General features: G+C 66.9%; 18 protein-coding genes and 3 tRNA genes. 20 read left to right on the forward strand and 1 reads right to left on the reverse strand.

Annotation, left to right across the window (positions count from 1 at the left end; translation table 11 throughout):
• Positions 1-2 precede the first annotated feature (2 nt).
• The 14 genes from truA to LMJ29_RS16925 all read left to right on the forward strand — a co-directional run bounded on the left by truA (position 3) and on the right by LMJ29_RS16925 (position 12,187).
• Complete coding sequence (gene truA, locus LMJ29_RS16860) at positions 3-854, forward strand: tRNA pseudouridine(38-40) synthase TruA (protein WP_229606687.1); 852 nt, start codon at positions 3-5, stop codon at positions 852-854.
• Between the two features lie 86 nt (positions 855-940).
• Complete coding sequence (locus LMJ29_RS16865) at positions 941-1,564, forward strand: phosphoribosylanthranilate isomerase (RefSeq protein ID WP_229606688.1); 624 nt, start codon at positions 941-943, stop codon at positions 1,562-1,564.
• 195 nt (positions 1,565-1,759) lie between these two features.
• The gene (gene accD, locus LMJ29_RS16870) at positions 1,760-2,638 is read left to right on the forward strand and encodes an acetyl-CoA carboxylase, carboxyltransferase subunit beta (RefSeq protein WP_229606689.1); all 879 of its coding nucleotides are present in this window, start codon (positions 1,760-1,762) and stop codon (positions 2,636-2,638) included.
• The gene (gene folC / locus LMJ29_RS16875; protein WP_229606690.1) at positions 2,635-3,942 is read left to right on the forward strand and encodes a bifunctional tetrahydrofolate synthase/dihydrofolate synthase; all 1,308 of its coding nucleotides are present in this window, start codon (positions 2,635-2,637) and stop codon (positions 3,940-3,942) included. Before accD ends, folC begins: the two co-directional genes overlap by 4 nt.
• A gap of 13 nt (positions 3,943-3,955) precedes the next feature.
• Positions 3,956-4,558 (forward strand): SPOR domain-containing protein, encoded by a 603-nt coding sequence (locus LMJ29_RS16880; protein WP_229606691.1) that lies wholly within the window; start codon positions 3,956-3,958, stop codon positions 4,556-4,558.
• A gap of 79 nt (positions 4,559-4,637) precedes the next feature.
• Complete coding sequence (locus LMJ29_RS16885) at positions 4,638-5,165, forward strand: CvpA family protein (protein WP_229606692.1); 528 nt, start codon at positions 4,638-4,640, stop codon at positions 5,163-5,165.
• A 25-nt stretch (positions 5,166-5,190) separates the two neighbouring features.
• Positions 5,191-6,696: an amidophosphoribosyltransferase gene (purF, locus tag LMJ29_RS16890; RefSeq protein WP_229606693.1), complete on the forward strand. Its 1,506-nt coding sequence runs from the start codon at positions 5,191-5,193 to the stop codon at positions 6,694-6,696.
• Between the two features lie 102 nt (positions 6,697-6,798).
• A complete protein-coding gene (locus LMJ29_RS16895) occupies positions 6,799-8,010 on the forward strand; it encodes an O-succinylhomoserine sulfhydrylase (protein WP_229606694.1) in 1,212 nt (403 codons plus the stop codon).
• A complete protein-coding gene (locus LMJ29_RS16900) occupies positions 8,010-8,774 on the forward strand; it encodes an SDR family oxidoreductase (protein WP_229606695.1) in 765 nt (254 codons plus the stop codon). The genes LMJ29_RS16895 and LMJ29_RS16900 overlap by 1 nt, the downstream gene beginning before the upstream one ends.
• A 99-nt stretch (positions 8,775-8,873) precedes the next feature.
• A tRNA-Val gene (locus tag LMJ29_RS16905) sits at positions 8,874-8,949 on the forward strand.
• A 45-nt stretch (positions 8,950-8,994) separates the two neighbouring features.
• Positions 8,995-9,071, forward strand: a tRNA-Asp gene (locus tag LMJ29_RS16910).
• Positions 9,072-9,175: 104 nt separating this feature from the next.
• Positions 9,176-9,252 (forward strand) — tRNA-Asp (locus LMJ29_RS16915).
• Positions 9,253-9,864: 612 nt separating this feature from the next.
• Complete coding sequence (locus LMJ29_RS16920) at positions 9,865-11,250, forward strand: chromosome partitioning protein ParA (RefSeq protein ID WP_229606696.1); 1,386 nt, start codon at positions 9,865-9,867, stop codon at positions 11,248-11,250.
• Between the two features lie 76 nt (positions 11,251-11,326).
• Positions 11,327-12,187, forward strand: a complete 861-nt coding sequence (locus LMJ29_RS16925; protein ID WP_229606697.1) for a 1-aminocyclopropane-1-carboxylate deaminase/D-cysteine desulfhydrase — start codon at positions 11,327-11,329, stop codon at positions 12,185-12,187.
• 2 nt (positions 12,188-12,189) lie between these two features.
• On the opposite strand, the gene LMJ29_RS16930 is transcribed toward LMJ29_RS16925, so the two are convergent.
• Positions 12,190-13,140, reverse strand: coding sequence for a DUF1853 family protein (locus LMJ29_RS16930; RefSeq protein ID WP_229606698.1), 951 nt, complete (start codon positions 13,138-13,140; stop codon positions 12,190-12,192).
• Positions 13,141-13,245: 105 nt separating this feature from the next.
• Here LMJ29_RS16930 and LMJ29_RS16935 point away from each other — a divergent pair, with 105 nt between their 5' ends.
• The 6 genes from LMJ29_RS16935 to pepN all read left to right on the forward strand — a co-directional run bounded on the left by LMJ29_RS16935 (position 13,246) and on the right by pepN (position 19,993).
• Positions 13,246-14,136 carry an NAD(+) kinase gene (locus LMJ29_RS16935; protein ID WP_229606699.1) on the forward strand — a complete coding sequence of 297 codons (891 nt, stop codon included), beginning with the start codon at positions 13,246-13,248 and terminating at the stop codon, positions 14,134-14,136.
• 2 nt (positions 14,137-14,138) lie between these two features.
• The gene (locus LMJ29_RS16940; protein ID WP_229607221.1) at positions 14,139-15,110 is read left to right on the forward strand and encodes a metallophosphoesterase; all 972 of its coding nucleotides are present in this window, start codon (positions 14,139-14,141) and stop codon (positions 15,108-15,110) included.
• Positions 15,107-15,976, forward strand: coding sequence for a rhomboid family intramembrane serine protease (locus tag LMJ29_RS16945; RefSeq protein WP_229606700.1), 870 nt, complete (start codon positions 15,107-15,109; stop codon positions 15,974-15,976). Before LMJ29_RS16940 ends, LMJ29_RS16945 begins: the two co-directional genes overlap by 4 nt.
• Before the next feature lie 144 nt (positions 15,977-16,120).
• Positions 16,121-16,384 carry a YeaC family protein gene (locus tag LMJ29_RS16950; RefSeq protein WP_229606701.1) on the forward strand — a complete coding sequence of 88 codons (264 nt, stop codon included), beginning with the start codon at positions 16,121-16,123 and terminating at the stop codon, positions 16,382-16,384.
• Positions 16,384-17,217 carry a DUF2797 domain-containing protein gene (locus LMJ29_RS16955; protein WP_229606702.1) on the forward strand — a complete coding sequence of 278 codons (834 nt, stop codon included), beginning with the start codon at positions 16,384-16,386 and terminating at the stop codon, positions 17,215-17,217. The genes LMJ29_RS16950 and LMJ29_RS16955 overlap by 1 nt, the downstream gene beginning before the upstream one ends.
• Positions 17,218-17,335: 118 nt before the next feature.
• Complete coding sequence (gene pepN / locus LMJ29_RS16960; protein ID WP_229606703.1) at positions 17,336-19,993, forward strand: aminopeptidase N; 2,658 nt, start codon at positions 17,336-17,338, stop codon at positions 19,991-19,993.
• Positions 19,994-20,057: the final 64 nt, after the last annotated feature.

Consider the following 20,057-nt stretch of genomic DNA (forward strand, 5'->3'; position numbering starts at 1 on the left):
GCATGACGGTTATCCATGCACAACCGACGGCAGCCGAAGTGGCTGCCGTCGGCGTTTCCAGGATCGCTCTCGGTATCGAATACAAGGGCGCCCGTTATCGCGGCTGGCAACGCCAGATAGACGGCGTGACTTCGGTACAGGAGGCGCTCGAGAAAGCTTTGTCGAAGGTGGCCGCCGAGCCGGTCTCGGTGGTCTGTGCCGGGCGTACCGACGCCGCGGTGCATGCCAGCGGTCAGGTAGTGCATTTCGACACCCGCGTCGAGCGCCCGCTCAAGGCCTGGGTCATGGGTACCAATGCGGGTCTGCCAGGCGACATCAGCGTGACCTGGGCGCAGCCGATGCCGGCGCATTTCCATGCGCGCTTCTCCGCAATGGCGCGCCGCTATCGCTACGTGATCTACAACGATCCGGTGCGACCGGCCCATCTGGCCGAGGAGATCACCTGGAACCATCGCCCGCTGGATGTCGCACGCATGCGCGAGGCGGCCCAGGCGCTGGTCGGCACCCACGACTTCACCTCGTTCCGCGCCGTACAGTGCCAGGCCAAGTCGCCGATCAAGACCGTCCACCACCTGCGGGTCATCGAGCATGGGCGGTTCATCGTCCTGGATGTCCGCGCCAACGCTTTCCTGCATCACATGGTGCGCAACATGGCCGGCGTGCTGATGACCATCGGTGCCGGCGAACGTGAGCCGCAGTGGGTGGCGGAGATCCTCGCTGCCCGTGACCGGCGCAGCGGTGGAGTGACGGCGCATCCTTATGGCCTGTACCTGGTGCAGGTCGAGTATCCCGACGAGTTTCGCTTGCCGGAACGCTATCTCGGTCCGCATTTCCTCTCGGCGCTCGACGACTGAGCGCCTGGTGCCTGAGCCGGGCCATAGGCTGACGAGGTTTCGGGCTTTTGTTACCATCGCGGCTTTATCCGCCGGAGGGTCCTCAGTTGCCAGTCGTTCGCAGCAAGATCTGCGGGATTACCCGTGTCGAGGATGCGCTGGTGGCGGCCGAGGCGGGCGCCGATGCCATTGGACTGGTGTTCTACGCCAAGAGTCCCCGGGCGGTCAGCGTGCAGCAGGCGCGGGCGATAGTCGCGGCGCTGCCGCCCTTCGTTACCACCGTGGGCCTGTTCGTCAACGCCTCGCGCTGCGAGCTTAACGAAATCCTCGAGGCGGTACCGCTGGATCTGCTGCAGTTCCATGGCGACGAGACAGCCAGCGATTGTGCGGGCTATCACCGGCCCTACATCAAGGCGCTGCGCGTTCGGCCGGGGGAGGACATCCGTGCCCGTTGCGCCGAATATCCGCAGGCGGCGGGCATGCTCCTGGATACCTTCGTTGCAGGCGTGCCCGGTGGTACCGGCGAGGCTTTCGATTGGCGGCTGGTGCCCGAGGATCCCGGGTGCCCGATCATCCTCGCCGGGGGGCTGACAGCGGAGAACGTCACTGCGGCGATCCGCCAGGTGCGCCCCTGGGCGGTGGATGTCAGCGGTGGCGTCGAGGCCGGCAAGGGCATCAAGGATGCCGAGAAAGTGCGTGCCTTTGTCGCTGCCGTGCGCGCCTGCATGTGACGGTCGCCGTGTCGCCGCCGTCCATACCTGATATCGCGGCAAGGCGAACCTTGCCGGCATGAATTACCTGCGCGCGTCGCCCTGTCGCCCGCGCGCACCCCGGTCGTCAGCAAGCGAGGCGACCCAACGTGAACCTGCCCGAGGCGCTGTGCGGTCTGACGCCGCTCGGCGCCGCGGGCCTACGGAGAACAGAGCATGAGCAACTGGTTGGTAGACAAACTGATTCCCTCGATCATGCGTTCCGAGGTGAAGAAAAGCACTGTTCCAGAAGGACTCTGGCATAAATGCCCGTCCTGCGATGCGGTGCTCTACCGTCCCGAGCTGGAAAAGACTCTGGATGTCTGCCCCAAGTGCGATCACCACATGCGCATCAATGCGCGCACTCGCCTGAACTTCTTCCTCGACCCCGAGGGGCGCGAGGAGATCGCTGCCGATCTGGAACCGGTCGATCGTCTGAAGTTCCGTGACAGCAAGAAGTACAAGGATCGCCTGGTGGCGGCGCAGAAGGACACCGGCGAGAAGGACGCCCTGGTGGCCATGAGTGGCAGCCTGCAGGGTCTGAAAGTGGTGGCCTGCGCCTTCGAATTCTCCTTCATGGGTGGTTCTATGGGCTCCATCGTCGGCGAGCGCTTCGTGCGCGCCGCCAACGTCGCGCTGGAAAAGCGCTGCCCACTGATCTGCTTCTCGGCCTCCGGCGGTGCGCGCATGCAGGAGGCACTGATCTCCCTGATGCAGATGGCCAAGACCTCGGCGGTGATCGCCCGTCTGCGCGAGGAGGGCATTCCCTTCGTCTCCGTGCTGACCGATCCTGTCTACGGCGGTGTGTCTGCCAGTCTGGCCATGCTCGGTGACGTCAATGTCGCCGAGCCGAAGGCGCTGATCGGCTTCGCCGGTCCGCGCGTGATCGAGCAAACCGTGCGCGAGAAGCTGCCGGAAGGTTTCCAGCGCAGCGAATTCCTGCTCGAGCATGGCGCCGTGGACATGATCGTCCATCGTGCCGAGCTGCGTGTGCGCCTGGCCCGCCTGCTGGCCCAGCTGACCCACCAGCCGACTCCCGTCGCGGCGAGCGCATGAATCGTAGCCTCGCCGACTGGCTGAGCTATCTCGAACAGCTCCATCCCGTGTCCATCGACATGGGGCTGGAGCGTGCCCGCCTGGTGCTACAGCGTCTCGGTTTGGCCCGGCCGGCGCCACGCGTGATCACGGTCACCGGCACCAACGGCAAGGGCTCGACCTGCGCTTTTCTCGCCAGCCTGCTGCGTGCCAGCGGGCTGCGCGTCGGCGTGTATAGCTCACCGCATCTGCTGCGCTACAACGAGCGGGTGCAATTGCCGGAAGGCGAGGCCAGCGATGCGGCGCTTTGCGAGGCCTTCGCTGCCGTCGAGGCGGCGCGCGGCGAGACTTCGCTGACCTACTTCGAGATGGGCACCCTGGCCGCCTTCTGGTTGTTCGAGCGTGCGGCCCTGGATGCCGTGGTGCTTGAGGTCGGCCTGGGTGGCCGCCTGGATGCGGTCAACCTGGTCGATGCCGACGTGGCGGTGGTCACCAGCATCGGTATCGACCATGTCGAGTGGCTGGGCGACAGTCGCGACAGCGTGGCAGTGGAAAAAGCCGGCATTTTCCGGACCGGCAAACCGGTGGTCTGCGGCGATCTGGATCCGCCGCCGGCGCTGCTCGAGCGGGCGCGTCAGCTTGGCTGTCCGCTGCGTCTGCGCGGGCGCGATTTCGATCTGGCCATCACAGCGCAAGGTTGGTATTGGCGCGGTGTCGACATCGCTGGGCATCCACTAGAGTTGGGTGAGCTGCCGCTGCTCGATCTGCCGATGGAGAATGCCGCGCTGGCTCTGCAGGTCTTTGCGCTGCTGGCCCTGCCTCTTGCCGGCGAAGCCGTGGCTGCGACCTTGTGCCAGACCCGCGTCACCGGGCGTCTGGACCGTCGCCAGCTGGTCTGGCAGGGGCGCACGTTCAACCTGTTGCTGGATGTCGGGCACAATCCCCATGCCGCTCACTATCTGGCCGGCCGTCTGGCCCAGCGCCCGCCCAAGGGACGACGACTGGCGGTATTCGGGCTGCTCGGCGACAAGGATCTTGGTGGGGTTATCGAGCCCTTGGCGGGGCTGGTCGAACACTGGGCGGTGGCGCCGTTACCGACGCCGCGCAGTCGCAGTGCCGAGGAGTTGCTGGCCGCGCTGCAGGTGCGAGGTGCCAGCGCCGACGCCTGGCCGTCGGTGGCGACGGCGATAGAGGCGCAGGCAGCCCAGGCGGGCGAGGGTGACGAGATCCTGGTGTTCGGCTCCTTCTACAGCGTGGCCGATGCCTTGCTGTGGCTTGAGCAGCAAGACTTGCCCGCCGCCGAACGTCAGGCAAACCCGGGATAAGGAGCGTTCACGCATGGCCTTGCTGGATCGAAGACTCAAGCAGCGGATCGTCGGCGCCGCCGTGTTACTGGCACTGCTGGTGGTGTTCCTGCCCATGCTGTTCCAGCGCGAGGACGAGCAGCGCCCGGTACAGGTCGAGGCGCCGCCCATGCCGGCCATGCCCGCGGTGGCGCCCGCGCCGGCGGAGCCGGTGGCCGTTCCAGAGCCGCAAGCAGCAGAGGTGCCGGTCGAGCCCACGCTGGCCGCGCCCGCGCCGGTGAATGAGCTGCCAAGCCAGCCGATTGCCGCGGCCGCTCCGCCCCAGGCAGCGCCGGCACCGGTGCCAGTTGCCAGCGAGCCTGTCACGGCGGCGCCGAGTCGCCTGGATACCGATGGTCTGCCGGTCAGCTGGACCGTGCAGCTGGCCAGCCTGTCCAGCCGCGCGCGCGCCGAAGAGCTGCAGAACAGGCTGCGCAAGCAGGGCCTCGCTGCCTACATTCGCACGGTGGAGGGGATGAGCCGGGTGTTCGTCGGTCCGCTGATCGAGCGCGGCGAGGCCGAGCGGGTGAGCGCGCAAATCGCCCGCCAGTACAAGCTCAGCCCGATCGTGGTGCGCTTTCAGCCCGAGGGCCGCTGAGCGCGGCGGGCTGACTCGTCGCCCCGCACTCTGCTAGAATCCGCGCTCTATTTCCCGCCATGTGCCAGTGAGCAACATAGTGTCATTCAACTGGGTCGACTGGGCCATCATTGCGCTGATTGCCGTTTCCGGGTTGATCAGCCTGACGCGCGGTTTCGTTCGCGAAGCTCTGTCGCTGGTGGTATGGGTGGCGGCCGGCGCAGTGGCCTGGCTGTACGGCGGTGCCCTGGCGGCCCACCTGGAGCCCTACATCGAGTTGCCTTCGGCGCGGGTGATCGCGGCGTGCGCGATCCTGTTCGTGCTGACCCTGATGGTCGGCGCCCTGATCACCCATCTGCTGGGCATGCTGGTGACGGCCACCGGGCTCAGTGGCACCGATCGATTGCTCGGAATGATCTTCGGCCTCGCCCGTGGCGCCCTGCTGGTGGTTATCGCCATCGGCCTGCTCAGCCTGGCACCGGTGCAGCAGGATCCCTGGTGGCAGCAGTCGAAACTGCTGCCAGATTTTTTGATGATTGCCGACTGGTCGAAGAGCCTGGTGCTCGGGTTCTTCCAGCAGTCGTCAGCTGCCGTCGGCCTGCCAGGCCGCTCCGGCTTTCCGCTCTAGCCTGACTTTGTAGGGGTTGTGTCGCATGTGTGGCATCGTTGGTATCGTCGGTAAGTCGAACGTCAATCAGGCGCTGTACGACGCGCTTACCGTCCTGCAGCACCGCGGCCAGGATGCTGCCGGCATCGTAACCAGCCACGAAGGTCGCCTGTTCCTGCGCAAGGACAATGGCCTGGTGCGCGACGTGTTCCATACCCGGCACATGCAGCGGCTGATCGGCAACATCGGCATCGGCCATGTGCGCTACCCGACCGCCGGCAGCTCCAGCTCGGCCGAGGCGCAGCCGTTCTACGTCAACTCGCCCTATGGCATCACCCTGGCGCACAACGGCAACCTGACCAACGTCGAGCAACTGTCGCGGGAGATCTACGAGTCCGACCTGCGCCACATCAACACCAATTCCGATTCGGAAGTGCTGCTCAACGTGTTCGCTCACGAGCTGGCGGTGCGCAACAAGCTGCAGCCGAGCGCGGATGACATCTTCGCCGCGGTGGCCGGCGTGCACCAGCGTTGCCGCGGTGGCTACGCAGTGGTGGCGATGATCACCGGCTACGGTATCGTCGGCTTCCGAGACCCCCACGGCATCCGCCCGATCGTGTTCGGCCAGCGGCACACCGACGAGGGCGTCGAGTATATGATCGCCTCGGAAAGCGTGGCCCTCGATGTACTCGGCTTCACTCTGATCCGCGATCTGGCACCGGGCGAGGCGATCTACATCAGCCCCGAAGGCCAGTTGCTGACCCGCCAGTGCGCGGAAAATCCGCAGCTGACCCCGTGCATCTTCGAGCACGTCTACCTGGCGCGTCCGGACTCGATCATGGACGGCGTATCGGTGTACAAGGCGCGCCTGCGCATGGGCGAGAAGCTCGCCGAGAAGATCCTGCGCGAGCGGCCCGACCACGACATCGACGTGATCATCCCGATCCCCGATACCAGCCGTACCTCCGCGCTGGAGCTGGCCAACAAGCTGGGCGTCAAGTTCCGCGAGGGCTTCGTCAAGAACCGCTACATCGGCCGCACCTTCATCATGCCCGGCCAGGCCGCGCGCAAGAAGTCAGTGCGCCAGAAGCTCAACGCCATCGACCTGGAGTTCCGCGGCAAGAATGTGATGCTGGTCGACGATTCCATCGTGCGCGGCACCACCTGCAAGCAGATCATCCAGATGGCCCGCGATGCCGGCGCGAAGAATGTGTATTTCTGCTCCGCGGCGCCGGCGGTGCGCTATCCCAACGTCTATGGCATCGACATGCCGAGCGCCCATGAGCTGATCGCCCACGGCCGCAGCACCGAAGAAGTGGCCGAGCTGATCGGTGCCGATTGGCTGGTCTATCAGGATCTCGACGACCTGAAGGAAGCGGTCGGCGGCGGCAAGATCAAGATCGCCCAGTTCGACAGCGCGGTGTTCGACGGCAACTACGTCACCGGCGACGTCAACGAGGCCTACCTGAATCGCATCGAACAGGCGCGCAACGACCTCGCCAAGGGCAAGCAGGGCGCCGCCAGCGCGATCATCGATCTGCACAACAACTGAGTCACAGGTGGCAGCGCCGGTCTCCGGCGCTGCCTTTCGCATAACCGGCGGCAGTGCCGGCCAGTCCGAGAGCCTTCCTGCCGCGTCGAGGAGAAGGCTTAAATGACCCAAGAATGGCAGGCCGGACGGCTGGACAGCGACCTGGACGGCGCCGGGTTCGACACCCTGGCGGTGCGCGCCGGGCAGCGGCGCAGTCCCGAGGGAGAGCACGGCGAAGCCCTGTTCATGACCTCCAGCTACGTGTTCCGCAGTGCCGCCGACGCCGCTGCACGCTTTGCCGGCGAACAGCCGGGCAACGTCTATTCCCGCTATACCAACCCCACCGTGCGCACCTTCGAGGAGCGCATCGCCGCTCTGGAGGGCGCCGAGCAGGCGGTCGCCGCGGCCTCGGGCATGGGCGCCATTCTCGCCATGGTGATGAGTTTGTGCAGCGCCGGCGACCACGTGCTGGTCTCGCGCAGCGTGTTCGGCTCGACCATCAGTCTGTTCGACAAGTACTTCAAGCGTTTCGGCATTGAGGTCGATTATCCGCCGCTGGCCGACCTGGAGGCCTGGGCAGCCGCCTGCAAGCCCAACACCAAGCTGTTCATCGTCGAGTCGCCGTCCAACCCGCTGGCCGAACTGGTCGACATCGCCGCCCTGGCGGAGATCGCCCATGCCAAGGGAGCACTGCTGGCAGTGGACAACTGCTTCTGCACGCCGGTGCTGCAGAAGCCGCTGGCTCTGGGAGCCGATATCGTCATCCACTCGGCGACCAAGTACATCGATGGCCAGGGGCGTTGCCTGGGCGGCGTAGTCGCCGGCAGTGCCAGGCACATGCAGGAGGTGGTCGGCTTCCTGCGCACCGCAGGTCCGACCCTCAGCCCGTTCAACGCGTGGCTGTTCCTCAAGGGATTGGAGACGCTCAAGGTGCGCATGCTCGCTCATTGCGCCAGCGCCCAGGCGCTGGCCGAGTGGCTGGAGCAGCAGCCGCAGGTGGCGCGCGTCTACTATGCCGGTCTGCCCAGCCATCCGCAGCACGAGTTGGCCAAGCGCCAGCAGAGCGGTTTCGGTGCGGTGGTCAGCTTCGAGGTCAAGGGCGACAAGGCCGCCGCCTGGCGGGTCATCGACAATACCCGGATGATCTCCATCACCACCAACCTGGGCGACACCAAGACCACCATCGCCCATCCAGCCAGCACCTCCCATGGCCGCCTGACCCCGCAAGCCCGCGCAGCCGCCGGGATCAGCGACAGCCTGATCCGCGTCGCGGTGGGCCTCGAGGACCTCGACGATATCAAGGCCGATCTGGCCCGCGGCCTGGCTGCACTCTGATGGCGTTGCGGGCGGACGGCCTGCGCCCGGTGGCCCTGGTCACCGGAGCAGCGCGCGGCATCGGTCTCGGTATCGCCGCCTGGCTGATCGCCGAAGGCTGGCAGGTGGTGCTCGCCGACATCGACCGGCGGCGTGGCGCGCGGGTTGCCCACGCCTTGGGCGATCAGGCCTGGTTCGTGCAGCTGGATGTCGCCGACGAGGCGCAGGTATTGCTGCGGGTGGCGGAGGTGATCGGCCAGTTCGGCCGGCTCGATGCCCTGGTCAGCAACGCCGCGCTGGCCGAGCCTTACAATCCGCCGCTGGAAAGCCTCGACCTGGAGCGCTGGAACCGCGTGCTGGCGGTCAACCTCACCGGCACCATGCTGCTCGCCAAGTGCTGTGCCCCTTATCTGCGGGCGAGTGGCGGGGCGATCGTCAACATCGCCTCGACCCGTGCCCATCAGTCGGAGCCCGACAGCGAGGCCTATGCGGCGAGCAAGGGCGGGCTGCTGGCGCTGACCCATGCGCTGGCGGTCAGCCTCGGCCCGGAGGTGCGTGTCAATGCGGTCAGTCCCGGCTGGATCGATGCGCGCGATCCGTCCGCACGGCGCGCCGAGCCGCTGCGTCCCGCCGATCATGGCCAGCATCCCGCCGGCCGGGTCGGGAGCGTGGAGGACGTGGCGGCGCTGGTGGCCTGGCTGCTGTCGGCCGAGGCCGGTTTCGTTACCGGCCAGGAGTTCGTCGTCGATGGCGGCATGAGCCGGCGCATGCTCTATCTGCCCTGAGCGCGACGTAGGTGAGTCCGGAGGAATGAAAAAAATCCTTGTGGGCTATTGACTTAGCTCGGGGTGATGCGTAAAGTTCGCCCCCGTCGCAAGGCTAATGGCTGATTAGCTCAGCTGGGAGAGCACCTGCATCACACGCAGGGGGTCGGCGGTTCGATCCCGTCATCAGCCACCAAACCTTGTCACGAAAGAAGTATTCGGACGCAAGTCCGGCCGACGCGCAGTGGTAGTTCAGTCGGTTAGAATACCGGCCTGTCACGCCGGGGGTCGCGGGTTCGAGTCCCGTCCACTGCGCCATTATTTTTCGGGTTTGCCCTTGGCAGATTCGAGATCGTAAAAGCCTAAGGGTTCTGCGATCAGACGCTTCACAACGTTGTATCGGACGCAAGTCCAACCGACACGCAGCGGTAGTTCAGTCGGTTAGAATACCGGCCTGTCACGCCGGGGGTCGCGGGTTCGAGTCCCGTCCGCTGCGCCATACGAAAAGCCCTCTGGCTGATGCCAGAGGGCTTTTTACTTTCTGCAACATTCATTTTTTCGTCATTGCGGATCTTTAGGCTGATACTCGGAGTCAGAAGACAACGAACACATCAGACAAGTAGAGGATCCACCATGGACGATTATCAGGAAGAGTTGCTGGAGTGGCGTGCCGCAGAGCGCGATCTGCCGGAGTCGGCCGACGACGCCACCGAGTTGTAGTTCCCCATCCGCTGCGTGCGGATACCCTTTTCCTCGAACAGCCCGATGCGCCGCGTGCCGTCGGGCTGTTTGCTGTTGGCGCCTTCGGTTCGTTTGAGGAGAGGGTGCCGTCTTCTCCGTCCGTCGGATGTGCCGTTGCCATGTATTGCTGTGTTGTCGGCGGCCCTGATGCATCGAGGGCTACCGTGTCACACTTTATGGCCCCTGCGGTCTTGGTGGAAAATCGTACCGGGAGCCTGCCAACCCCTTCACATTGCCTGACGGGACTTTTCTCCTAGACTCTCGCCAGCAAAAGTTCGGCGCAACGGGCAGGGTTCTTGCGTCGGAAATGGGATAGATGATTCAACCTGGGCAGGATGTGGTGTATGGGGTGCCTGTACGAGGGACGAGAATGAGCCTGCAGAAGAAGCCGCAGATGGTAGAAGCCGTGATGTTCTTCAACGAACGCGGCATCTGCAAGGAAATGCTCTATCCAGAGTTCGAAGCATTGCTGGATGGGGTGGTCAACCTGCCGGAGTTCGCCGATCAGCAGATGCGCGCGGCCTTCGTGGTGATCAATCCTCGCTTGCTGGTCAAGGCCGCGGTCTTTTTCTATCTGGACTTCGGCGACAAGGGCGAGGCCGATCGCGGCTGGAACATCCCTCTGCGCCATCTGGCCGAGCGTGGCGGCAGCGGCCCCGATCTGGGCGCCGGTCCGGTACGGCTGGCCTGTCGCAGCCAGTGCCCGGTGTCCTGGCACCAGATGCATCTGTGGGATCCCAGTCTGTCGCCTGCGCAGAACGACCTGCTGCTGATCCGCGATGCCGCCAAGCGCAACAATCTCGGCGTACTGGTCGAAGAGGACGCCCCTCAGGTGCTGGAGCCGGGCAAGCTGAAGGTGGCTCCCGAACACAAGTGGTACATGCAGCCCGACGACCTCGAGCTGATCCGCTCCTCGGAGGTGGCGCGCAAGGCCGAGCAGGCCGAGCAGGAAGAGCGCGCCAAGGCCGCCCAGTTGCTCAAGCAGCAACGTCTGCGCATCGCCAGCCTCACCCAGCAGCACGAGGAGGAGTTGGCACGCCTGCGTCTGCAGGCGGAACAGCGCGAGCAGGAGCTCCTCCAGCGCCTGCAGCAGATGGAGCAGGTACAGGCCGAGCAAGCTCAGCGCAACGAATCGCTCAAGGCGCGGCTGACCGCCCAGGCCGAGAATTTCCAGAAAGTGCGCGAGGAGATGGACCTGCGCCTGCAGGCCGCCGCACATGATGGCCGCAGCGAGCAGGAAGGTTTGCGCGCGCAGTTCGAACAGGAGGCCAAGGCACGCATCAACGCTGCGTTGCTCGAATATCAGGAGCGCCTGGCTCGCCTGGATGCCCGGCTCGCCAGCCAGGCCACCGAGGAGACCCTGCTGCGCGCCGAAGTGGTTCGACTCGCCGAGGAACGCGACCGTCTGGCCCGCGAGGGCGGCGGACAGATTCTCGAACAGCTGACCGCCCAGGGCGTGGTGTTCGTTGCCTACCATCCGGGGGCCGGCCACCTGACCATCCCGCTGCAGGACATCCCCACCTATCGACATAGTCCCATTGCCTATGTCGCCGCCAAGTGCTTCGTCAGCGAGGCGCAATACAGCCAGTGGTTGGCGCACTACCAGCAGCCGAGTTGTGTTGCCCAGCTGTCCAGCGGCAATCGCTGCGGCATGCCGATCGACCGCGTCGAGTCGCCCAGCCGCTTCGTCGTCGGCGAGGCCGACTGCTGCAGTCGGCACCGTGCCAGTGTCCGTCAGCGCACCCTCGGCAGCTGATACCGTCTGGCCGCCACCCGCCCCCCTGCAGGCGGTCCGCTGTGGCTGGCTGCGGGAGGCCGGTGTCGAACTGGCCATGCTGCGCCTTGACCTGATCGATTCGCTGATCAGCGGCAACAAGTGGTACAAGCTCGCCCCCCATCTGGCCGAGGCCCGTCGTCTCGGCGCCCCCGGATTGATCAGCCTGGGTGGTGCCCACTCCAATCACCTGCATGCCCTGGCCGCCGCCGGTGCGCGCTTCGGTTTCGCCACCGCCGGGTTGCTGCGCGGTCCTGAAGTGGATACACCCACCGTCCGCGACTTGCGCGAGTTCGGCATGCACCTGCACTGGCTGGGCTACGGTGGCTACCGCGAGCGCCACCGGGAGGGTTTCTGGGTGCCCTGGCTGGAGCGTTATCCAGATTGGCTGGCGATAGCCGAGGGTGGGTCGAGCGTCGCTGCCATGCAGTCCTGTGCCGGCCTGGTCGGCGAGATCGAGCGTGGCCTGGCCGTGCTCGGCTGGGCGGATTACCAGCAGCTGTGGGCGGCCGCCGGCAGCGGCACCACGCTGGCGGGGCTGGTGCTGGGGGAGGCTGGTCGCCATCCGGTGGTCGGCACTCTGGCGGTGCCGGCCGACCACGGGGTGGCCGGCCAGGTGGCGCGCCTGCTCGCCGCCAGCGGCTGTCCGGCGGAGTCCGGTTATCGTTTGCTGGAGGCCAGCCGCGGCGGTTTTGCTCGTCTCGACGGCACGCTGGCGCGCTTCATTCTCGCCTTCGAGGCGGAAACCGGCGTACCACTCGAGCCGCTGTACACGGGCAAGTTGCTGCTGGCCCTGCATGACGCCGTGACCAGCGGCGAGATCGCCCGCGGCAGCCGCATCGTCGCGGTGCACAGCGGAGGCCTGCAGGGGCGGCGCGCGCTGGCCGCGCGCCTGGCGCAATTGTCCCGTACCGACTGAGTTCAGGATCCCGGTGCGGCCCGCGGCCAGCGATCATCGACCAGAAACACCCGTGCCACCTCCTGCCAGTCGCCGGCGCCGTCGGGCGCCATCTGCACCAGCATGCGCGGCTCGGCATCGGCCGGCAGTTCGGCGAGCCAGGCGGCCAACCGGGCATTGCTCCAACCTTGCGTGGCCGGGCAAGCGGCGGGAGCCAGCCAGCTCATGCGCGGCAACGGTTGCCAGCAGCCGGGATGCAGCGCCTGCCAGCTCGGCCAGTCGCGACGGTGCACCCATGCGCCGCGCTGGTGGCGCGCGTCGGCGTCGACCGGGGCGCTGCAGGCGTGCGGCCAGGGATAGAACAGGTAGCCGCCCAGCCACAGGCTGGCGCGGGCGGTGCGCGAGCTGAGGTGCGCCAACGGCTCGCGCGCCGCGGGCAGGCCGGTGAGGCGCAGCTGGTGCTGCAGCAGGCGCTCCAGCTTGAGATCGAGACGGTCCAGGCGTCCCGGGCCGAGCCAGTTGGCCGTGATGCGGCCGTCCGCGTCGCTGGGTCCTAGGTAGAACTTCACCGCCAGTTCGATGTGCTGCAGGCCCTCGTCGTCTTCCACCAGCAGGTCCAGTTCGCCGAGGGTGTGGCCGTGGTCGCGGATCGCCAGGTTGGCGGCCAGCAGGCGGACGTCCGGCGCCGCCTGCAGGGCGAACTGCCAGAGCTGCTCGTAGTAGCGCCCCAGGCGGTTGCCGTTGGCGGCGGGCAGGCGCTCGAGGAGCCGCTGCGGCTGCCGGTCGAGGTCGTGCAGCCAGCCTGCCAGGCGCTTCGGTTGTGCGGCCCAGGTGCTGGCATGCAGGGGATGGCGCAGCCGCTCGCCATCCGCGCGGGCCAGCAACGAGGGGCTGAGCAGGGTCCACGCCAGGTCGCGCACGGCAGGGTGCTGCAGGCGACGGGGCAGGTCGGCGAGATCGGCAAGCGGGCTCATGCCAGCGAGCATAGCTGGTGGGGGCCGCGCCTGTCGCGGTTTGCCGCTGGCGACGCGCTTCCCCCATAATCGACTCTTCCGCAGACCGCAGCCGGCAGGATCTCCATGGAGCAATTCCGCAATATCGGCATCATCGGGCGCATGGGCAGCTCGCATGTGCTGGACACCATTCGTCGCCTGAAGCGCTACCTGATCGAGCGTCACCTGCACGTGATCCTCGAGGAGACCATCGCCGAGATGCTGCCCGGCCACGGTATGCAGACCTGCTCGCGCAAGTTGATGGGCGAGATCTGCGATCTGGTGATCGTCGTCGGCGGCGACGGCAGCCTGCTCGGCGCGGCCCGCGCCATGGCCCGCCATGGCACGCCGGTGCTGGGAATCAACCGCGGCAGCCTGGGCTTTCTCACCGACATCCGCCCCGACGAGCTGGAGATCAAGGTCAGCGAGGTGCTCGCCGGTCGTTACCTGATGGAGAGCCGCTTCCTGCTCGAGGCGCTGGTGCGCCGCGGCGAGGAGGCCATCGGCCAGAGCGACGCGCTCAACGACGTGGTGCTGCACCCCGGCAAGTCGACGCGGATGATCGAGTTCGAGCTGTACATCGACGGCCAGTTCGTCTGCAGCCAGAAGGCCGACGGCCTGATCGTCGCCACCCCGACCGGCTCCACCGCCTATTCGCTGTCGGCCGGCGGGCCGATCATGCATCCCAAGCTGGACGCCATCGTCATCGTGCCGATGTACCCGCACACGCTGTCCAGCCGGCCGATCGTGGTCGACGGCAACAGCGAGCTGAAGGTGGTGGTGGCCACCGATATGCAGATCTATCCGCTGGTCTCCTGCGACGGCCAGAACCACTTCACCTGCGCCCCCGGCGACACCCTGACCATCCGCAAGAAGGCGCAGAAGCTGCAGCTGATCCACCCGCTCGACCACAACTACTACGAGATCTGCCGGACCAAGCTGGGCTGGGGCAGCCGCCTCGGCGGGGGGCACGACTAGTGCTGCTCGACCCGGCGCGCGGCTACGACCTGATCGGCGACGTGCACGGCTGCGCGCGGGCCCTCGAGCGCCTGCTCTCCGGCCTCGGTTATAGTCGTCACAATGGCGTCTGGCGCCATCGCGAGCGCATGGCGCTGTTCCTCGGCGACATCGTCGACCGCGGTCCGCACATCCGCGAGGCCCTGCACCTGGTGCACGACATGGTCGAGGCCGGCGAGGCGCTGTGCCTGATGGGCAATCACGAGTGGTACGCCCTCGGCTGGACCACCCAGGCACAGCCTGGCAACGGCCGGCAGTTCGCCCGCGAGCACAGTCCGCGCCACGAGCGGCTGATCCACGAGACCCTGGTCCAGTTCCAGGATCATCAGGGCGACTGGCACGACTTCCTCGACTGGTTCTACCGCCTGCCGCTGTTCGTCGACGCCGGGCGCTTTCGCATGGTCCACGCCTGCTGGGACGCCGATCTGATCGCGCGTCTGCGTCGTGACTATCCGGACGGGCGCATCGACCGCGCCTTCATCCAGCAGGCCGGCGACCCCGACAGCTTCGCCGCCCACTGTTGTCAGCGCCTGCTGCGCGGCGTCGACATGCCGCTGCCGGGCGGGGTGACCCTGACCAGTCACGACGGCTTCGTACGCAACGTGTTCCGCACCAAGTTCTGGGAAGAGGACCCGCAGACCTACGGCGACCTGGTGTTCCAGCCCGATGCGCTGCCCGACGAGGTGGCCAACCTGCCGCTGAGCAACCGGCAGAAAGCCGAACTGCTGCGCTACGGCGCCGACGAGCCGCTGCTGTTCGTCGGCCACTACTGGTGCCGCGGCACGCCGGCGCCGCTGCGCCCCAACCTGGCCTGCCTCGACTACAGCGCGGTGCGCCGCGGCAAGCTGGTGGCCTACCGTCTGGACCAGGAAACCCGCCTCGATCCGGCCAAGTTCTGCTGGGTCGAGGTCAAGCGTATGGAGGCCGACTCGTGAGCCCGGTCGCCGCCCTGCGCCTGCCGTCGAGCGAGGACCTCGGCGCCTTCGTGGGCCTGCTGCAGCGTCTTGGCGTGCCGCACCGGGTCAGCGAGGAATCCGGCGAACTGGTGCTCTGGGTGCCGGACGAGACGCTGGCCGAGCAGGTACGCCAGCTCTACGGCCGCTACCCGGACGGCCTCGCCGCCAGCGAACTGCCGCCGCTGCCGACGCCACGCACGACGCCGGCCGGCACGACGCTGGCGCGCCTGCGCAGCCTGCCGGTCACCGTACTGGTGCTGGCGGCCACCTTCGCGGTGGCCCTGGCCAGCTGGTTCGGCGACAACCTGCAGCTGGTCAGCTGGCTGACCTTCAGCGATTTTCGCATCGCCGGCGACTACGCCCACTTCCTGCCGCTGGCCGACAGCCTGGCCGCCGGCCAGTGGTGGCGGCTGATCAGCCCGATGCTGGTGCATTTCGGCGTGCTGCACCTGGCGATGAACAGCCTGTGGTTCTGGGAACTGGGGCGGCGCATCGAGTGGCGTCAGGGCAGCCTGATGCTGCTCGTGCTGACCCTGCTGTTCAGCCTGGTGTCCAACTTCGCCCAGTATCTCTTCGGTGGGCCGGCCATCTTCGGCGGCTTGTCCGGCGTGCTGTATGGTCTGCTCGGCCACTGCTGGCTGTTCCAGCGCCTGGCTCCCAATCCTTGGTACCGCCTGCCGCCGGGCGTGATCGGTCTGATGCTGGTCTGGCTGCTGGTCTGCCTCAGCGGGCTGATCGGCGCCCTCGGCCTCGGCCAGATCGCCAACGCCGCCCACGTCGGCGGCCTGCTCAGCGGCTGCGTCACCGGCGTGCTCGGCGGCCTGCTGGCGCGTCGGCGGCGTTGAATGGCAACCAATCGTAGGGTGGACAACGGCGCAGCCTTGTCCACCGGGGGCCGCGCCGCAGGGTGGAAAAGACCTGCGGTCGTTTTCCACCCTACGTTGTCACGGCCCCGTTAGAATCACTCCTTTTCCCTTGGAGGCACCCCCATGACGTCCTTCGCCGAGATGATCGAGAACATCACCCCCGAGATCTACCAGAGCCTCAAGCTCGCCGTGGAGATCGGCAAATGGCCGGACGGCCGAAAGCTCACCCAGGAGCAGAAGGAACTCAGCCTGCAGGCGGTGATCGCCTGGGAGATCAAGAACCTGCCCGAGGAAGAGCGCACCGGCTACATGGGCCCGCAGGAATGCAGCTCGAAGTCCTTCGAAGTACCGAACATCCTGTTCAAGAGCTCGGACAGCCTGCACTGATGATCGAACTCGGACGCGGCGCGCTGACCAAGATGGCGGTGCGCCTGGATAGCCCGGTGCAGTACGCACTGCGCCTGGACGACGCCGAGGTGGCGCTCAACCCTCTGCTCGGCAAGACCCTGCGCCTGGAATACCTCGGCGCCATCCACTGCACCCATTGCGGCCGGCGGACCAAGAAGAGCTTCAGCCAGGGCTACTGCTACCCGTGCTTCACCAGGCTGGCGCAGTGCGACAGCTGCATCGTCAGCCCGGAGAAATGCCATTTCGAGGCCGGTACCTGCCGCGAGCCGGCCTGGGGCGAGCGGTTCTGCATGACCGACCACGTGGTCTATCTGGCCAACTCCTCCGGAGTGAAGGTCGGCATCACCCGCGCCACCCAGCTGCCCACCCGTTGGCTCGACCAGGGCGCCAGCCAGGCGCTGCCGATCCTGCGCGTGGCCACCCGCCAGCAATCCGGGCTGGTCGAGGACCTGTTGCGCAGCCAGGTCGCCGACCGCACCAACTGGCGCGCGCTGCTCAAGGGCGACGCCACGCCGGTCGACCTGCCGGCGGTGCGCGAGCAACTGTTCGATACCTGCCGCGCGGGTCTCGAAGGTCTGCAACAGCGCTTCGGCCTGCAGGCCATCCAGCCGCTGGCGGATGCCGAGGTGGTGGATATCCGCTACCCGGTGGAGGCCTATCCGGCCAAGATCGCCAGCTTCGACCTGGACAAGAATCCGCTGGTCGAGGGCACCCTGCTCGGCATCAAGGGCCAGTACCTGATCCTCGACACCGGGGTGATCAACATCCGCAAGTACACCGCGTACCAGTTGGCGGCCAGCTGCCAGTCTTGAGCCCGAGGCCGCCAGCAGGCACTCTGGAGCCCATCTCCCGAAGGCGCCGGGATTGCCCGGCGCGTCCACCTTCCGTCCGCGGCGCCCGGTCGCCGCGGTCCGCCAAGCCGAGGTCCCCATGCGCAGCGAACTCCCGAAGACCATCCACCTCAAGGACTACCGGGTTCCCGACTACCTGATCGACGAGACCCACCTGACCTTCGAACTGTTCGAGGACCACAGCCTGGTCCACGCGCAACTGGTCCTGCGCCGCAACCCGCAAGCGGGCCCGGGCCTGCCGCCCCTGGTGCTCGACGGCCAGCAGCTCGAGCTGCTGTCGCTGGCCATGGACGACGTGCCGCTCGGCGAGGCCGACTACCTGCTCACCGACAGCCACCTGACCCTGCAGCCCAAGCGCGGCGAGTTCGTCATCGACAGCAGCGTGCGCATCCATCCCGAGCGCAACACCGCGCTGGAGGGGCTGTACAAGTCCAGCGGCATGTTCTGCACCCAGTGCGAGGCCGAGGGCTTCCGGCGGATCACCTTCTACCTCGACCGCCCGGACGTGATGAGCAAGTTCACCACCACGCTCAGCGCTGACAAGCAGGCCTATCCGATCCTGCTCTCCAACGGTAACCCGATCGCCAGCGGCGAGGAGGAGGACGGTCGCCACTGGGCCACCTGGCAGGACCCGTTCAAGAAGCCCGCCTACCTGTTCGCCCTGGTCGCCGGCGATCTGTGGTGCATCGAGGACAGCTTCCGCACCATGAGCGGCCGCGACGTCGCCCTGCGCATCTACGTCGAGCCGGAGAACATCGGCAAGCTGCAGCATGGCATGGACAGCCTGAAGCACTCGATGCGCTGGGACGAGGAGGTCTACGGCCGCGAGTACGACCTGGACATCTTCATGATCGTCGCGGTCAACGACTTCAATATGGGCGCCATGGAGAACAAGGGCCTCAACATCTTCAACTCCAGCTGCGTGCTGGCCCACCCGGATACCGCCACCGACGCCGCGCACCAGCGCGTCGAGGCGGTGGTCGCCCACGAGTACTTCCACAACTGGTCGGGCAACCGCGTCACCTGCCGCGACTGGTTCCAGCTCTCCTTGAAGGAAGGCTTCACCGTGTTCCGCGACGCCGAGTTCTCGGCCGACATGAACTCGCGCACGGTCAAGCGCATCGAGGACGTCGCCTTCCTGCGCACCCAGCAGTTCGCCGAGGACGCCGGCCCGATGGCCCATCCGGTGCGCCCGGACTCCTACATGGAGATCTCCAACTTCTACACCCTGACCATCTACGAGAAGGGCGCGGAAGTGCTGCGCATGATCCACACCCTCTTGGGCGCCGAGAAGTTCCGCCAGGGCTCGGACCTGTACTTCGAGCGCCACGACGGCCAGGCGGTGACCTGCGACGACTTCGTCAAGGCCATGGAGGACGCCAGCGGCCAGGACCTGACCCAGTTCAAGCGCTGGTACACCCAGTCCGGCACCCCGCGCCTGGCCGTGCAGGACAGCTACGACGCCCATGCCAAGACCTACACCCTGACCTTCCGGCAAAGCTGCCCGGCCACCCCCGGCCAGGAGCACAAGCAGCCCTTCGTCATCCCGGTGGCCCTCGGCCTGCTCGATACCCACGGTCACGAGCTGCCGCTGCGTCTCTGCGGCGAGACCGAGGCCTGCGGTACCTCGCGCGTGCTGGCGGTGACCGAGGCCGAACAGAGCTTCACCTTCGTCGACGTGCCGACCCACCCGCTGCCCTCGCTGCTGCGCGGCTTCAGCGCGCCGGTCAAGCTGAGCTTCCCCTACGGCCGCGACCAGCTGCTGTTCCTCATGCAGCACGATTCCGACGGCTTCAACCGCTGGGAAGCCGGCCAGCAGCTCGCCGTCCAGGTGCTGCAGGAACTGGTCGGCCAGCAGCAGCGCAGCGAGCGCCTGCACCTCGACCGCCGGCTGATCGAAGCGCTGCGCAGTGTGCTGGCCGATTCGGCGCTGGACCCGGCGATGGTCGCCGAGATGCTCTCCCTGCCGGCCGAGGCTTACCTCGCCGAACTCAGCGAAGTGGCCGATATCGACGCCATCCACATCGCCCGCGAATTCGCCCGCCGGGAGATCTCCCGCGAGCTGTTCGACCTGCTGTGGAGCCGCTATCAGGCCTGCCGCGAAGCCTCGCGCAGCACCGCCTACGCCGCCGACGCCGCGCAGATCGCCCGTCGCAGCCTGCAGAACATCGCCCTGTCCTACCTGATGCTGGCGCAGAGCGAGGAGGTCCTCGACGCCTGCGAGGAGCAGTTCGAGCACGCCGACAACATGACCGAGCGCCTCGCCGCGCTGGCCGTGCTGGTCAATTCGCCGTTCGACGCCGAGAAGGCCGGCGCGCTGGCCAAGTTCGCCGAGCACTTCAGGAACGACGCCCTGGTCATGGACCAGTGGTTCAGCGTGCAGGCCGGCTGCCCGCTGCCGGGCGGTCTGGAGCGCGTACAGGAGCTGATGCGCCATCCGGCGTTCAACCTGAAGAACCCCAACAAGGTGCGCGCGCTGATCGGCGCCTTCGCCAACCAGAACCACGTCAACTTCCACCGCGCCGACGGCGCCGGCTACCGCTTCCTCGCCGACCAGGTGATCGCCCTCAACGCCCTCAACCCGCAGATCGCCTCGCGCCAGCTCACCCCGCTGACCCGCTGGCGCAAGTACGATCCCACTCGTCAGGCGCTGATGCGCGGCGAGCTGGAGCGCATCCTGGCCAGCGGCGAGCTGTCCAGCGACGTGTTCGAGGTGGTGAGCAAGAGCCTGGCGTAAGCCGGGCTTGACCGGGCGCCGGTGGTGGAAACCAGTGCCCGGTAATGCCGCCGGCTGACGACAA

The sequence above is a fragment of the Pseudomonas oryzagri genome (assembly GCF_020831405.1).
Classification (GTDB): Bacteria; Pseudomonadota; Gammaproteobacteria; order Pseudomonadales; family Pseudomonadaceae; genus Geopseudomonas; species Geopseudomonas oryzagri.

Bases quoted from the DNA above. Each gene is read 5' to 3' on its own strand.
- LMJ29_RS16955 (WP_229606702.1), top strand. From the start codon at position 16,384: ATGATCGAACTCGGACGCGGCGCGCTGACCAAGATGGCGGTGCGCCTG.
- LMJ29_RS16935 (WP_229606699.1), top strand. From the start codon at position 13,246: ATGGAGCAATTCCGCAATATCGGCATCATCGGGCGCATGGGCAGCTCG.
- LMJ29_RS16920 (WP_229606696.1), top strand. From the start codon at position 9,865: ATGAGCCTGCAGAAGAAGCCGCAGATGGTAGAAGCCGTGATGTTCTTC.
- folC (WP_229606690.1), top strand. From the start codon at position 2,635: ATGAATCGTAGCCTCGCCGACTGGCTGAGCTATCTCGAACAGCTCCAT.
- LMJ29_RS16950 (WP_229606701.1), top strand. From the start codon at position 16,121: ATGACGTCCTTCGCCGAGATGATCGAGAACATCACCCCCGAGATCTAC.
- LMJ29_RS16880 (WP_229606691.1), top strand. From the start codon at position 3,956: ATGGCCTTGCTGGATCGAAGACTCAAGCAGCGGATCGTCGGCGCCGCC.
- LMJ29_RS16930 (WP_229606698.1), bottom strand. From the start codon at position 13,140: ATGAGCCCGCTTGCCGATCTCGCCGACCTGCCCCGTCGCCTGCAGCAC.
- LMJ29_RS16895 (WP_229606694.1), top strand. From the start codon at position 6,799: ATGACCCAAGAATGGCAGGCCGGACGGCTGGACAGCGACCTGGACGGC.
- LMJ29_RS16925 (WP_229606697.1), top strand. From the start codon at position 11,327: ATGCTGCGCCTTGACCTGATCGATTCGCTGATCAGCGGCAACAAGTGG.
- truA (WP_229606687.1), top strand. From the start codon at position 3: ATGACGGTTATCCATGCACAACCGACGGCAGCCGAAGTGGCTGCCGTC.
- accD (WP_229606689.1), top strand. From the start codon at position 1,760: ATGAGCAACTGGTTGGTAGACAAACTGATTCCCTCGATCATGCGTTCC.
- LMJ29_RS16900 (WP_229606695.1), top strand. From the start codon at position 8,010: ATGGCGTTGCGGGCGGACGGCCTGCGCCCGGTGGCCCTGGTCACCGGA.
- purF (WP_229606693.1), top strand. From the start codon at position 5,191: ATGTGTGGCATCGTTGGTATCGTCGGTAAGTCGAACGTCAATCAGGCG.
- pepN (WP_229606703.1), top strand. From the start codon at position 17,336: ATGCGCAGCGAACTCCCGAAGACCATCCACCTCAAGGACTACCGGGTT.